General features: G+C 37.9%; 12 protein-coding genes and 2 tRNA genes. 6 read left to right on the top strand and 8 right to left on the bottom strand.

From position 1 onward, the window contains the following. Nucleotides 1-227: 227 nt before the first annotated feature. A complete protein-coding gene (gene yvcK, locus H5164_RS12230; protein ID WP_124014863.1) occupies nt 228-1,163 on the top strand; it encodes a uridine diphosphate-N-acetylglucosamine-binding protein YvcK in 936 nt (311 codons plus the stop codon). Nucleotides 1,164-1,272: 109 nt separating this feature from the next. On the opposite strand, the gene H5164_RS12225 is transcribed toward yvcK, so the two are convergent. The 5 genes from H5164_RS12225 to thrS all read right to left on the bottom strand — a co-directional run bounded on the left by H5164_RS12225 (nt 1,273) and on the right by thrS (nt 6,034). After that, complete coding sequence (locus H5164_RS12225; protein WP_182756373.1) at nt 1,273-2,466, bottom strand: amino acid aminotransferase; 1,194 nt, start codon at nt 2,464-2,466, stop codon at nt 1,273-1,275. Between the two features lie 444 nt (nt 2,467-2,910). Then, on the bottom strand, nt 2,911-3,267 hold the full coding sequence (rplT, locus tag H5164_RS12220; protein ID WP_025823422.1) for a 50S ribosomal protein L20: 357 nt from the start codon (nt 3,265-3,267) through the stop codon (nt 2,911-2,913). 15 nt (nt 3,268-3,282) lie between these two features. Further along, entirely contained in the window at nt 3,283-3,477 is a 195-nt protein-coding gene (rpmI, locus tag H5164_RS12215; protein WP_011496149.1) for a 50S ribosomal protein L35, read from the bottom strand. Nucleotides 3,478-3,559: 82 nt separating this feature from the next. Beyond that, on the bottom strand, nt 3,560-4,102 hold the full coding sequence (gene infC / locus H5164_RS12210; protein ID WP_124014861.1) for a translation initiation factor IF-3: 543 nt from the start codon (nt 4,100-4,102) through the stop codon (nt 3,560-3,562). A 3-nt stretch (nt 4,103-4,105) separates the two neighbouring features. Beyond that, the gene (gene thrS / locus H5164_RS12205; protein ID WP_124014860.1) at nt 4,106-6,034 is read right to left on the bottom strand and encodes a threonine--tRNA ligase; all 1,929 of its coding nucleotides are present in this window, start codon (nt 6,032-6,034) and stop codon (nt 4,106-4,108) included. A 497-nt stretch (nt 6,035-6,531) separates the two neighbouring features. Here thrS and H5164_RS12200 point away from each other — a divergent pair, with 497 nt between their 5' ends. Then, on the top strand, nt 6,532-6,732 hold the full coding sequence (locus H5164_RS12200) for a CPXCG motif-containing cysteine-rich protein (protein WP_124014859.1): 201 nt from the start codon (nt 6,532-6,534) through the stop codon (nt 6,730-6,732). A gap of 48 nt (nt 6,733-6,780) precedes the next feature. Here the strand turns inward: H5164_RS12200 and H5164_RS12195 are convergent, their stop codons facing one another. Then, complete coding sequence (locus H5164_RS12195) at nt 6,781-7,395, bottom strand: riboflavin synthase subunit alpha (protein WP_124014858.1); 615 nt, start codon at nt 7,393-7,395, stop codon at nt 6,781-6,783. Nucleotides 7,396-7,424: 29 nt separating this feature from the next. Here H5164_RS12195 and H5164_RS12190 point away from each other — a divergent pair, with 29 nt between their 5' ends. The 3 genes from H5164_RS12190 (at nt 7,425) to H5164_RS12180 (ending at nt 9,154) form a co-directional block, all read left to right on the top strand. After that, nucleotides 7,425-8,786: an MATE family efflux transporter gene (locus H5164_RS12190; RefSeq protein WP_182756371.1), complete on the top strand. Its 1,362-nt coding sequence runs from the start codon at nt 7,425-7,427 to the stop codon at nt 8,784-8,786. A 177-nt stretch (nt 8,787-8,963) separates the two neighbouring features. Then, nucleotides 8,964-9,040, top strand: a tRNA-Val gene (locus tag H5164_RS12185). Nucleotides 9,041-9,077: 37 nt separating this feature from the next. Beyond that, a tRNA-Val gene (locus H5164_RS12180) sits at nt 9,078-9,154 on the top strand. A gap of 472 nt (nt 9,155-9,626) precedes the next feature. Here H5164_RS12180 and H5164_RS12175 read toward each other — a convergent pair. Together H5164_RS12175 and H5164_RS12170 are read right to left on the bottom strand one after the other, a co-directional pair. Then, nucleotides 9,627-11,174 carry a PAS domain-containing methyl-accepting chemotaxis protein gene (locus H5164_RS12175; protein WP_182756368.1) on the bottom strand — a complete coding sequence of 516 codons (1,548 nt, stop codon included), beginning with the start codon at nt 11,172-11,174 and terminating at the stop codon, nt 9,627-9,629. A 51-nt stretch (nt 11,175-11,225) separates the two neighbouring features. Then, nucleotides 11,226-13,592: an EAL domain-containing protein gene (locus tag H5164_RS12170; protein WP_182756366.1), complete on the bottom strand. Its 2,367-nt coding sequence runs from the start codon at nt 13,590-13,592 to the stop codon at nt 11,226-11,228. A gap of 755 nt (nt 13,593-14,347) precedes the next feature. Between H5164_RS12170 and H5164_RS12165 the strand changes: the two genes are divergently transcribed. Continuing rightward, entirely contained in the window at nt 14,348-15,268 is a 921-nt protein-coding gene (locus H5164_RS12165) for a helix-turn-helix domain-containing protein (RefSeq protein ID WP_182756363.1), read from the top strand. Nucleotides 15,269-15,406: the final 138 nt, after the last annotated feature.

Raw genomic sequence — 15,406 nt, 5'->3', positions numbered from 1 at the left:
TAATTAATTATAACCTTAAAGGTCGATAGGATACAGTAAAGCACTTTTGTGATTAGCGTGATCCAAATCTGAGAATGACATTTGTGATTGTCTCAGATAGCAAAACCTAAAAATAATTACACTTTAATGACCATATACAGTTAAAATTAATCGACAGTGACAACGGGGCAGTGTTTCATTAACTGCGTATCGTTTTATTCAACAACTCAAGGACTTGAGCTAAAATTATGTTGAATCAACAACTCAATAATTATCATCATGTTGTCGCCATTGGTGGCGGACATGGATTAGGCCGTATTCTAGCTGCATTATCTTTTTTAGGCCCAAGATTAACCGGCATTGTTGCCACCACTGATAATGGCGGTTCTACCGGACGACTTAGACAGGATCAGCAAACTATCGCGTGGGGCGATTTACGTAATTGTCTTTCACACCTTGCATCACGGCCTTCGTTAGGTTCGATGTTGTTTGATCATCGCTTCACCGGCGACAATGAACTTTCTGGCCATAACTTAGGTAACCTGGTGTTACATGCACTCGATCAGCTTTGCGTAAGACCTCTTGAAGCTGTTAATTTAATTCGAGGTTTACTTAAAATTGAAACCCAAATTATCCCTATGTCTGAAGCCTCGACTCACCTTGTTGCGCTGTCCCATTGTGGTAACAAAGTGTTTGGAGAACTCAACGTTGATGGCATGAGTGAGGCACCGATTGCTTTATCATTAGAGCCCGAAGTAGAAGCCACTTTTGAAGCATGTAGCGCCCTAGCAAAAGCGGATTTAATTATTATTGGTCCAGGCAGTTTTTTAACCAGTATACTTCCACCTTTATTACTGCCACAAATTGCCAAGAGCATTCGTGACTCGAACGCACATGTGATGTTAATTGATAACTTAACCGCGGAGTACTCACCTGCAAGTACTTTTAGTATTGAAGATAAAATTGCTTGGTTTAATCAGGTAATAGGTAAAAAAGTCATTGCTGATGTTATTCAGCATGGTAAAGAAATTGATCTTTATCACTCAAATATCGACGGTGTTCGTTTTAATTGTTTCCCATTAGTCAGTCAACATCATCCTGGGCTTCATGATAAATTGGCATTAGCGGCAGCGATTGGCCAAGTTTGTGACTTACACCATAAACCGGTTGACTGCATAGCCTAAGTTCAAGTGGCCTTTGTTGCTGAGTTTGAGTGACCTTGTCATGTCACTATAAAAAGGCATAAAAAAGGGCTACTTAAAGTAGCCCTTTTTGTGTCTCATGCATTCAATGCTAGATAACTTGTGCAATCGCCTTACATACTGCAGCCATATTATTTTTTGTTAAGCCTGCGACGCTAATACGACCAGAACCGACAATATAGATAGCAAACTCATCTTTTAAACGAGCCACTTGGCTTTTGTTTAAACCAGAAAAACTAAACATACCATTTTGGCGGGAGATAAAACTGAAATCTTGTTGTACGCCTTCAGATTTTAAACTCTCAACAAACAAAGTGCGCATTTCGGCAATACGTTCACGCATCAGAGTTAATTCGGCTTGCCATTCTTGACGCAGTGCAGCATCAGATAAAATGGTGCTAACGATTAAGCCACCGTGTGCCGGAGGATTAGAATAATTTGCGCGAATGGTTTTTTTAATTTGGCTAAAACTTGTCACTGCATCTTGTTGAGTTTCTGCAACTATAGTTACCGCGCCAACACGCTCATTGTATAAACCAAAGTTTTTAGAAAACGAATTAGCAATTAATAACTCTGGTACCACAGTGGCAACGGCACGCAAACCTTGAGCATCTTCTTCAATACCTGCACCAAAACCTTGGTAAGCAAAATCAAATAACGGCAATAATGATTTTTCTAAACAAATATTAGCGACTTGTTGCCACTGCTCCAACGATAAATCGATACCGGTTGGGTTATGACAGCAACCATGGAGTAATACCACGTCACCAACATTTGCAGTAGATAAATCGGCTAACATCGCGTCGAAATCCATATCGTGGCTTTCAGCTTTATAGTAACGATATTCTTTAACCGTTAATCCAGCTGTTTCGAAAATATTTTGATGATTGGCCCAAGTAGGATTACTGACCCAAATGGTGGTTGACCCAGTATTTCGAACTAAAAATTCTGATGCTACTCGTAACGAACCTGTTCCACCTGGGGCTTGAGCTGTAACCGCACGTTTATCAGTAATAATAGTGCTCTGAGGTCCAAACAATAATTCTTGAACGACCTGATTATAGGCTTGGACACCTTCAATACCCAGGTAGTTTTTTGTCTTTTCGGTTTCAAGTAAAATGGCTTCAGCTTTTTTTACAGAAGATAGAATCGGCGTTTGCCCTGCTTCGTCTTTATAAATACCTACCCCTAAATTAACTTTGTGAGGCCGAGTATCAGCTTTGAAAGCATCTGTTAAGCCTAAAATTGGGTCTGCTGGAGCAAGCGTGACTTTAGAAAAGATCATTACTACTATCCTAAGTGAAGTGGATGGACAAAATTTATTTAGTTATACCACTGTATGCAAGCGCTGAGTAGTGAGACTTTTAATAGTTGCGACAAATTTGATAATAAATTACATATTCATCAAATTTAAGCCCATTTATTATCATTATTATCAACATTAAGGTTTAGTAAAACCGAATATAATCAGCCTAACTAGACACTTGTTATAGGTACGTCTTTAAAAATCACTCACAGGCCAGTATTTAATGCCTCACTTAAGTGATTAATAAAAAGCCCAGTATTGCGATTAATTAATATCAATGGCTACATTTATATAAGCGTGAGATACCTAAGTAAAATACACATAAATGTGATTTGGGTGAGTGATTATTGCAGATATTAAAATTGTTACAGGCATAAAAAAAGGAACCCGAAGGTTCCTCTTTTTAAGCGACAAACTAATTACTTAGTTTAACGCTTCTTTTGCTTTTTCAACTAAAGTTGCAAAAACAACTTTGTCGAAAACAGCGATGTCAGCCAAAATCTTACGATCGATTTCAATAGACGCCTTTTTCAAGCCGTTAATGAAACGGCTGTAAGACAGACCATTTTGACGAGACGCTGCATTAATACGTGCAATCCATAACTGACGGAATTGACGTTTTTTCTGACGACGGTCACGGTAAGCATATTGACCAGCTTTAGTAACTGCTTGAACAGCAACACGGTAAGTACGGCTACGAGCGCCATAATAACCTTTAGCTAGTTTAAGTACTTTCTTGTGACGAGCACGTGCGGTTACACCACGCTTAACTCTTGGCATTTTCTATCTCCTAAATTAAGCGTATGGTAGTTGACGCGCGATTGCTGGAACGTCAGATTTAGCAACTAAACATTTAGCACGTAAGTGACGCTTACGCTTAGTGCTTTTCTTGGTCAAAATGTGACGTAAGTGTGCTTGCTTGCGCTTGAAACCATTAGCGGTTTTCTTAAAACGCTTCGCTACACCCTTGTCTGTTTTCATTTTAGGCATTTCTAAAACTCCGCATTGGGACGTTAATAAACGTAAGGCGAGCAAAAGCCTCAAGAGACTTTTGCTACTTTAGGTTGCCCTACTATTTCTTTTTAGGTGCTAGCACCATAATTGCTTGACGGCCTTCCATTTTCGGGAAAGATTCGACAACCGCATATATTTCCAAATCAGCCTTGATACGGTTCAAAAGATCCATACCTAGGTTTTGGTGTGCCATTTCGCGACCACGGAAACGCAGCGTAATTTTCGCTTTGTCACCATCTTCCAGAAAACGAATCAGGTTGCGTAGTTTTACCTGATAGTCGTTTTCATCAGTGCCAGGACGGAATTTAATTTCCTTAACCTGGACCTGTTTTTGCTTCTTTTTTTGTTCCTTTTGAGCTTTCGCTTTATCAAAAAGGAACTTACCGTAGTCCATTATACGACAGACAGGAGGCTCAGCATTGGGACTGATCTCTACTAGATCAACTCCGGCTTCATCTGCAACGATCTGAGCTTCTTTTATAGTTAATATACCAATTGGCTCACCATCTAAACCTGATAAACGGACTTCAGGTACACCAGTGATTTCATCATTGATTCTATTAGGGGCTGGCTGTCGCCCTGCTGTTCTTTTGATCTTTATGACCTATTCCTCCAACAATTTGAGACTACGGAGCGAAATCTGTTGACGTATCATCGCGGCGAAATCTTCTAGTTTTAACTTGCCTATATCGATACCGTCACGTGTACGCACCGCTACTTCCTTATTTTCCATTTCTTGATCACCAACGACCAATAAATAAGGCACACGTCTAAGTGTGTGTTCGCGTATTTTAAAGCCTATTTTCTCATTCCTCAAGTCAAAAGATGCTCGAATACCCTGTTCTTTAAAGAATTTAACGATTTCTTCAACATAATCAGCTTGTTTGTCGGTAATATTCATTACAACAACTTGCATTGGAGCAAGCCATGTTGGGAATTTGCCGGCGTATTCTTCTATCAATATACCTATGAAACGTTCTAAAGAGCCTAAAATAGCACGATGGATCATTACTGGCGTTTGGCGACTGTTGTCTTCTGCGACATAAGTAGCACCTAAACGAGTCGGTAATGCATAATCGAGTTGTACTGTACCACATTGCCATGCACGATCTAAACAGTCATGCAAAGTAAATTCGATTTTCGGGCCATAAAATGCACCTTCGCCCGGTAATATTTCATATTTAATATTATTATTGGCAAGCGCTTGCTTTAAAGCATCTTCTGCTCGGTCCCACATATCGTCATCGCCAATCCGTTTTTCAGGACGCGTAGACAATTTAACCACAATATTTTCAAAACCAAATGTCGCGTATGTGTCATATACCATTTGAATACATGCACTAACTTCTGCTTGAACTTGGTCGTCAGTACAGAAAACATGTGCATCATCTTGTGTAAAGCCGCGTACGCGCATTAAACCATGAAGAGAACCCGATGGCTCATTACGATGACAACAACCAAACTCAGCCATACGTAACGGTAAGTCACGATAAGATTTTAACCCTTGGTTAAAAATCTGCACATGACCAGGGCAGTTCATTGGCTTGATTGCGTATTCACGGTTTTCACTGTTAGTGGTGAACATGGCTTCGGCATATTTATCCCAGTGGCCAGAACGTTCCCATAACACTCGATCCATCATAAGTGGACCTTTCACTTCTTGATAAGTGTATTGGCCTAACTTTTGACGAATGAACTTCTCGAGTTCTAAAAATATGCTCCAACCATCGTTATGCCAAAACACCATTCCTGGCGCTTCTTCTTGCATATGGTACAAATCTAATTGTTTACCAATTTTACGGTGATCGCGCTTAGCCGCTTCTTCTAGACGGACTAAATGTGTTTTGAGCGCTTTTTTGTCTGCCCATGCTGTACCGTATATACGTTGCAACATTTTATTGTCAGAATTACCACGCCAATATGCACCTGCCACGCTCATTAACTTAAAGTTTTGGCAAAAACGCATGTTTGGTACATGAGGGCCACGACACATGTCGATGTATTCTTCATGGTGATAAAGCGCTGGTGTTGCATCTTTACTGATGTTGTCATCAAGAATCGCAATTTTGTACTCTTCACCGCGAGCGGTAAATGCATCACGAGCTTCTTGCCAAGAGACAACGTTTTTGACCACATCGTAGTTAGTTTTTGCAAGACTAAGCATGCGTTTTTCTAAGGCTTCAATGTCTTCATGGGTCAGTTTATGGTCTAAATCGATATCGTAATAAAACCCGTTGTCGATTGTGGGGCCAATCGCCATTTTAGTTTCAGGCCACATTTGTTTGATCGCGTGACCAAGTAAATGCGCACAAGAATGGCGAAGGATTTCAACACCTTCTTCGTCTTTAGCCGTAATAATAGCTAATTCAGAATCTGCAGTAATTAAGTCAGTTGCATCTTTCAGTTCACCATTAACGCGGCCAGCAATACACGCTTTTGCTAAACCAGGGCCGATGTCTAATGCAACATCAAGAGTCGAGACAGGCGTAGCAAACTCACGTTGGCTACCATCAGGCAGTGTAATAATAGGCATTAAATTTCCTTTTCCAGTGGTGACCCACACGTAGGGCCACATGGTAATTAAGTATGTTCTATTTGAACGAGAAACACGTTAATGAAATCAAGACAGTACAGGAGTCTTAGTTACCCAAAAACGTAATCGTTTATTTTATGCGATAAGCGCTTTAGCACGCAACCACACAATAGTGATTTAGTGATAAAATTCAGGTTTTATGCAGGAAAATAAGGTTAATACAAGCTATTGCAGGGTTAATCAAAAAAACCATTTTTAAGATTATTGACGGATATCGCTAAGCATAAGAAAAATAATAGTATACAGTCGCTATAATGAATGATATAAATTCACCGCACAACTAGTTGAAATAAAATACTTTATAAATAAAATTGTAAGCTTAACTTTATTTTAAATGAATTAATTTTTAACCATGAGAATCATTCTTATGGATGATCCAAATGTTGAAATGCTCACTATACTTATTAAAACGAGTTAGTCAGTGAGGAGTACTCGCTATGAGATTACTTTCGCGTGTCATCAGTTGCCCCCACTGCGGGCATCATCAACATGTCGCTTTAGATACCAGTTCTGGTGATCAAGAATATTACGATAATTGCCGTATGTGCTGCAATCCGATATATATTCGGATGCATCTTGATGATAATCGTAAAATGATAGAACTTCATATCGACGCTGACGATGAACAAATTTACTGATCGATAATGGCTTGCATAAAATGAAGCAAGCCATCTCGTTTTAACCGCTTATGCAAGTTGCTTTTTTGCGAGCACTCTTTCGACCGTATCAACGATCACTTGAGTTTGACTGTCAATTTCGATATTGATTGTGTCACCAACACCGTATTGATTTAGATTGGTTAGTTTTAACGTTTCAGGAATTAAGTGCAAAACAAACCCACTGTCATTGACCTTTCCTACGGTTAAACTACAACCATTAATTCCCACAAAACCTTTATAGAAAATGTAGTTCATCCACTGCGGATCAACTTGGAGCTCTATATTATAATGTTCAGCGGTATTGCTAACCGCTTTAACTGTCGCCAAAGTATGCACATGACCAGATAGTATATGTCCACCTATTTCGGTGCCAAACGTCAACGAACGTTCTATATTCACTGAGTCACCAACCTGGGTATTGCCTAAGTTAGTCACGGCTAATGTTTCTTCCATTACATCAAAAAAAACCTTATCATTTAGTATCTTGGTTACCGTAAGGCAAACACCATTATTGGCTACGCTAGCACCTGTCACTAATCCTTGTGTTAACGCTGGTGTCATAGCGACTTCAAAGGTTTTAAGGCCGGTCGCATTGTTAATTGATACCACTTCACAAGTGGCTTGAACTATACCAGTAAACATAATTCTCTCGTTCCGTTATAGGTTTTTTAATGAATAATACAGGGTTTCAAATATCACGCTTAATCAAATTGGCGCTGCCAGTGCTGATAGCACAAGTTACACAAACCATGATGGGCTTTATTGATACTGTCATGGCTGGTCGCGTCAGTGCCGTCGATATGGCTGCTGTTGCGGTAGGAACCAGTCTTTGGTTACCGGCAATCTTATTCGTTCAAGGTTTATTAATGTCTTTTACGCCTGTCTTTTCTCAACATCATGGGGCGAATAATCAGCAAGCCATTCCCAAAATACTGTTTCAGGCAGGATATATTGCCATAATTGGCGGTATTGGTGTGATGTTCTTTCTTGCATCTTCTACTTATTTACTCGATTTAATGCATTTAGAACCTAAACTGCATGAATTAACGGTTGGATATATAGATGCTATTTTATGGGGCGCTATGCCGTTTGTCTTGTATCAAGTGCTTCGTGGTTGCAGTGAGGGGATCTCTTATACAATGCCAACCATGGTTATCGGGTTTATTGGATTAGCCGTCAATATACCGGCCAATTATGTATTTATCTATGGCGGTTTTGGTATTCCTGCAATGGGTGGTGCCGGTTGTGGCGTCGCTACCGCACTGGTGTTTTGGGCAATGCTAGCGGCGATGATTATTTATATGTTGGTTGATAAAACCTTTAAAGAACTTAAACCGTTTCAACAGTTTTATCGTCCGCACTTGGCGAGCATGTGGTCGATGATTAAACTGGGAATGCCAATTGCCTTGGCATTATTTTTTGAAGTGAGTCTATTTGCCGTGATCGCGTTATTTCTTGCCCCATTAGGCGCTAATGTTGTTGCAAGCCACCAAATCGCGCTTAATTTCTCTTCAATCATATTTATGCTGCCACTATCTATTGGTATTGCGGTCTCCATTCGTATTGGTTACTACCTTGGCCGTGGACAACCTGAAATATCGGCTCTTGTGGCCAAAGTAGGATTAGGTTTGTCTTTATCATTAGCCGTGTTAACCGCCCTACTGACAGTGATGTTTAGGCATGAAATAGCCTTGTTATACAATGACAATCCTGAAGTGGTTGCTTTAGCGGGTAGCCTAATGATGTTAGCTGCATTTTATCAAATCTCAGACTCAATCCAAGTTGTCGCAGCTGGTGCACTCAGAGGTTATAAAGATACTCGAAGTGCATTTTACATTACCTTGTTTTCCTATTGGTGTGTTGGTCTGACTACCGGATATGTATTGGGCTATACCGATATAATTCGACCATCAATGGGGGCTCATGGATTTTGGATTGGATTAATTGCAGGATTAACATCAGCAGCAATTCTGTTTGCAATTAGGTTAAAGTACATTCAAAAGAAAGGCTTGGTATTTAGCCAAATAGGGTAATAACTGTAAATTATCAACGTTAAGCATGTAATTCTGCTTAACGTTGAAGCAAGTTGCACAGCAAATCACCATTTAGGCATAAATATGTTTTTTTTGCTTGCAAGCAGTAGGCTATCCAACTTACTATAGCGACCGCTTTGAAGCGAAATGTTTTGAAGTAATACTGTAGTAAATAATACACCCGTAGCTCAGTTGGTTAGAGCACTACCTTGACATGGTAGGGGTCGGTGGTTCGAGTCCACTCGGGTGTACCACTCTTCTCTAAGAGTCTAAATATAGAAATCATATAATACACCCGTAGCTCAGCTGGTTAGAGCACTACCTTGACATGGTAGGGGTCGGTGGTTCGAGTCCACTCGGGTGTACCATTTCTTGCTTTATATCCTCGTTTTACAAGCCTTTTTCAAGTCAGTCATATTGCTAGAATTAACCTAGCCTTTACCAAATCTGATTAACCTTGTGACAATTTGTATTTTTTGATGTGCAAATTTATAGGGTTTCCTTGCATTATAAATTGGTAATTAGCAGTATGTAGATATAAAAAAGGCACAAATCACTAACGAGCTAAATATGTTTGTACAAGGTGTTTTGAAAACAACCTTTAATACTACCCTCATCTCCCCCAGCTTTGATTCTTAGGCCGTTAGTTAATCCTGTTCAGCCAAAAAACAGTCAAATTATTTGTCTTGTATGCTAATGGACATTCAATAACGTTGATACTCATGAGTCTATACACTTAGAACCCCGATTGTTGACTAAGATGATTTATCTACAGTCAAAAATCGGTCTAAGCAAGCATGAGCGACTACAAGTAAACTCATCTATTAAATTCTCCAGCGTTCAATCTTTAAACTGGATAATAAGATTATATTGGTCGCTTAACCTGATAAGCAGCTCTTTACTCATGGATACAGATTTAATGCTTTGTTGCTCACTATGCTTTGCCATATCACTAATGGCGACAACGCTTCGACTTATTTGTTCAGAAACGACCGATTGCTCTTCTATTGCTGTTGAAATTTGTGCATTTAAACCAGCTATTGCCGAAACTACATTGGTAATATTTTCGAATGAATCACCAGTTGCATTAGCTAAAGCAACACATTTTTCCGATTGTTCATTACTTGAATTCATTGCTTTAATGGCTAGAATGGACTCCCCCCTTAACTCACCTAAAAGTTGACCAATCTCATTGGTTGATTGTTGAGAACGCATTGCTAGCGCCCTAACTTCATCGGCTACAACCGCAAATCCTCTTCCTTGTTCTCCCGCTCTTGCCGCTTCAATAGCCGCATTTAGTGCTAGTAAATTAGTCTGATCTGCAATACTGCTAATTTCACTAAGAACAGCTTCAATTGATTTAGTACCTTTAACTAAACGATCTATTGAATGGTCTACATTACTAAGTTGCTTTGATAACTCCTCAATAGCGGCAACCGTTTGAGTAACAATTTCTTGCCCTTTATTACTGCTATTTAAACCTTGCTGGGAAGATTGCGCAGCTCTACTTACAATACGAGCGACTTCTTGTATTGTTAAAGACATTTGATTAACCGCTGTCGCAACTTGATTGGTTTCACTCGTTTGTCTATTTAAGATGTTTTTAACGTCTTCGCCGCAATAAGAGGAGTCCTGCGCCAAGGCTGTCACTTTTTCTGAATCGTCAGATACTCGACCAACTACCGCACTCAATTCTGCTTTACGCATTTTTAAAGCTAATTCTATGATGCCGGTTGCATCGTTATTACCTGAATATATGAAGCTCATTAGAGGATTATCAAACACAGCTTTTGCCGTTTTAACCACGCGAGAATATTTAGTCCTCCATGAGGAAAAAATAATTATTCCACAGAGTGATACAGCTAAATTTGGTAAAGTAAACCACAATGAACTGTTTGCAAAAAATAAGGAACTTAAGGATAGCGCCATAAGAATGATGAATATAATTTGCACCCATAATGTTGAGTCTTTACTGAAGCTAATTTGCTTAAAGGGTTTACCCGCTGCAATTTTTCCGTATACAGAATCTGCTCTATGTTTTACATCACTGTCTAAATAAGTACGCACAGATTGATATTCAAACGTTTTACCCGTTTTGTCCTTTATTGGTGTTACAAACGCATTTACCCAGTAGTAATCACCATTTTCACATTTATTTTTAACGGGTCCCATCCAGGAATTTCCAGCTTGAATATAGCTCCACATGTCTTTGAATGCCGCCTTAGGCATATCGGGGTGCCTGACCATGTTATGTGGCTTACCCATCATTTCATCTAAAGAAAACCCAGAGATATCACAAAAACTTTTGTTGGCGTACTTTATGTAACTGTTCAAATCTGTTGTAGAAAGGAGAATTTCGCTAGGCGAAAAAGTTTGTTCTTTACTCATGTAAGTTACTCATTAGTTAGTTTGTGTGAAATGTTTACTGTGGCAATACTTTCAGGCGTCTTTTACAAGCAGTGAAATAATATTTTCAGATGTGAGTGGCTTACTAAAGTAGTAGCCTTGACCATAATCACAGTTAATATTGAGGAGATGTTTGATTTGTTCCTCGAGTTCAATTCCTTCAGCCGTTACCATTAGATTTAAAGAACTCCCCAGCGATACAATGGTATTAACCAAAACCACTTTGATTTCATTGAAGTTATTATTATTGATCCCGCTAACGAAAGACTTGTCGACTTTTATGGATGTAATAGGATAATTAGCTAAATACTGTAGTGATGAATAACACGTGCCAAAGTCATCTAACGCTATACCAACGCCTATTTTCCTTAAATTCGCTAATGCTTGATCTAACATTAGTGAGGGCTCAATGAGTGTTTGTTCAGTAAGCTCTATCTCTAAACAACGTCCATCTAATTGATACGTTTCTAAAAGTTTTTCAATGGAACGTGAGAATGTCGGATCTTTCATCTGGTAAGGAGATATGTTTACCGCAACATGAAGCTCTTTTCCTGTTAAATCCTGCCAGTGCTTGATTGCTTCAAGGGATGTTTTTAACACAAAATCGCCGACCTTATTTATAAGGTTTTTTTTCTCGAGAATAGGAATGTAATCTTCTGGAACTAAATGACTGAAGCGAAAATTGTTCCATCGCAGCAATGCTTCAAAACCAATTATATTTTGAGATTTGATTTCGAATTTTGGTTGATAAACAAGATAAAATTCATTATTTTCATAAGCTTGCTGCAAAGCTATTTCTAATGCGTAGTATTCAGCTGTCTGAATAAACATCGCATCCTCAAAATACGAATAAGAGCTTTTACCCAAACTTTTTTTCGCATCATACATAGCGAGATCAGCATTGCGAATTAATTGATCACAATTACGCCCACAGTCTGGATAAATGCTTATGCCAATACTCGCGCCAATTTGTACACTCTTTCCGTCGATAGGCTCAATGCATTCAATTGCGAGTAATATTTTTTCAACTATATTGGTCAGTGACTCACTATGAATAATGTCAGGTATGATAACCAGGTACTCATCGCCACCAAGTCGACCAATTGTATCTTCGACTCGTAATAAGTCTCTAAGTACATTGGCAATACAAATAAGTAACTTATCGCCGAATTCATGACCGTGGAGGTCATTGGCCTTTTTGAAATGATCTAAGTCGATAAACAACACACCAAATTTATTATTACTTAGATTTGCCCGACTAATAGCTTGGTCCAGTCTATCGTTTATTAGTTTCCTATTTGGTAAGTTGGTCAGTAAATCATAATTAGCTTGATGTATTAACTTCGCTTCATTTTGTTTCTTCTCTGATATATCCCGAATAACGGTAATAGCCACTTTGCGATTATTCAGCTCTGCTAGATTCAAACTTATCTCAACTGGAAATTCTTTTTCCTGCTTATTTAGTGCATATAATGTCTTTCCGAGCCCCATCATTCTCGCGCTCGAATGGTTGAAAAAAAGTGCTATTTTCTCGTGATGATTAACAAACCTTTTCGGCATGAGTGTCGCAATGTTTAATTTTACAAATTCACTTTTTGAGTAACCAAAAAGGTCTTCTGCACTCTTATTCACTTGAGAGATAACTCCGTCTCTATCGGAAATTATCATTGCATCAGGAGATGATTCTAAAAGCTTGTTTGACCATGCAAGTTGGCTCGATACTGCTTGTTTTTCATTTGTTATATACCTCTGAAATGTATAAAAAACTATTAACAAACATGATGCCAGTAAGACTAAAATGAGTAATTCAATACGTAAATATTCTAATGAACCGTTATAAGACGTTTGTGTAATATTGTTAGCTTTACTTTCAGCCGTATTTGTCAAAAATTCTAACTGCTTATTAATTTTTTTTATGTTTTGCGTATTTTGTTGTAGCTGGTTAAGTAATAAACTCTTTTCTTCATTAAGTCTAATTCTAGCAATAATTTGTTCTCTGACAGAGAGCCAATCTAAGTAAACCCGTTTAACCGTATCTACCCTACTTTTATCTCCAACAAATTCTTTACCCAGTAGATCAAATGCTCGATTAACTTGATTATCATAATGGTCATTTTGACTAGCTATATTTTCCAGACCGTGCTTGTTAGGAATGTATATTAAATCAACTAGTGACAGTTGACTTAAAAGCGTATGTTTCCTTATGTCACTAACTGCTTGTGCGACGCGACTATAATTATTGAATGACTTATTTAAGGTGATTACACTCTTTGTGTACAATAAAAATATAGAAAACGTACAAGCAAGTGCTAAGATCAAAAAAACGACTATATATTTCATATTTCTTTTTTTTGCTAAGACACATTCAGAGCTTTTTTCACTTTTAATCTTATAAGCCATTGAAATAACCTCATTAAATTTAATGTTTACAATCAGTACATTGAATAACTGATCGAAGACTTTAAAAATAAGCTCAATCTTTGCTGCTGTTTTATATTATTTACAGCCACCTATAACTGTTAAAAAATATTCATTCACCAGTGTAACTTTGCCGCGCAATTATTTAGCTATAAGATAATATTCTTTATTACTAGCTGCCATTATTGCTGTAGAACTTATTTTAAGCGGCTAGGCCTGGCGAAAAGTCTTACTCTTAACTTAAAGATGCGTCGTCACTTCGCACATGATATTTGCATATGTAAACAACCATATAGCTGATCATCTCATCATTGCCTGCCGGTTCATACCGTAGATCACCATTACGTTGTAACAACTAATTCATATCCATTCTGCTCCTTTTTGAAAACGCGGAAAGACCCAATTTTCAATGGCTTGATGAACTAATTTAGTGACTAAACTTATAAAGAAAACACACAACCCCTTATCATTGGCATTGCATTTTTTTAGAGTAGTTATGTTAGTAACTTAGCTATAACAATACACTCAAAAAAACATCCAAACTATTATTTTTAAGGGATAAAATTCATATTGCGATTTTTGTATGATTACTAACATTATGGTTTGTAGGGTTTGTGTAGCTCAAACTGTTATAATTGCGTAATTTGTATGCCCCAGTAACTTTATTTGCTGTAGATTATTGGCATATTATATTCATTCAATTAGAAAATATTAGTTTCTAGTGCGTTGTATCCAAAATGAAGTACGTTGAGTGTAATAGTATTGATGTCTATATTGATAATTTAAATGGACTGGACGTAGAAGCAACGCAGGTTGGTAGTGGACGTTTTTTTAGCACAAATAGAAATGTTAAGCTCCCGCTGATTGAAATCAACCATTGGCGTATTAATACCAGCATCTTATATCATGGAGCTTTAGCACAGGATAAAATTTATCTCTCTTTCCCCATAGAAAGGGAATCACAAATAATAGATGGCAAGGTTTTCGGTAGCGACTCTATTTTAGCCGTTTTACCCGACGAAGATCTATTGGTTCTTCATCCTAAACTTGTTGAAACAATGGATTTTTTAATCCCTTTGACAGTATTGCAAGATTACTATAAATACCAAAACCTTACTGATACTTTACCATCATTAAAAAACCTGAGAAATAAAACTACATTTTCAAATATTGAGAATTTAAAAATAAAACAGCTTATTAATTATACGTTAAGTGTTATTGACCAAGTAAGCCAATGGAATTATCTGGCCGCAGTAGACGCTCAGGATACGATTTTAGTAAACATATTAGAAATTTTGGGTGAATCTGGTGGCAAAAAGATAATCTGTAGTTCAAAACATAGAGTCGTTGTTGTTAAACGGGCGTTAGCTGCTATCCATAAAGAACCTAAATCTAATTTAACTATCGTAGAATTATCTAATATCTGCTTTTGTAGTATAAGAACTTTAGAATATTCCTTTAAGTCTATCCTTGGATGTTCACCCAAGGCTTATCTTATAAAAAGAAGACTAAACCTTATTAAGCATGAAATAAAATGCAGCCCTGAAAAAAGTATTAGTAGAATCGCTATCGATTTTGGGGTGGTTAATGCAGGACGATTTTCCAATGACTATTTTATGTATTTTGGCGAGTACCCTTCGGATACACGGAATAAATAATATCAACTGTCATAGGCTCATTTTATGGCAATGCACACTTTACCATTAATGATATAAGTTAGGCCCTGTATGCAGTGGCACACTAATTATGTGCCACTTAACTAGAGATGAGTATGTTCTTTACTTTATGATCAGCTG

The sequence above is a fragment of the Shewanella sp. SG41-3 genome (assembly GCF_014164545.1).
Classification (GTDB): domain Bacteria; phylum Pseudomonadota; class Gammaproteobacteria; order Enterobacterales; family Shewanellaceae; genus Shewanella; species Shewanella vesiculosa.
The sequence above is the reverse complement of the archived record's forward strand: the minus strand, read 5'-3'. Positions and strand labels throughout refer to the sequence as shown.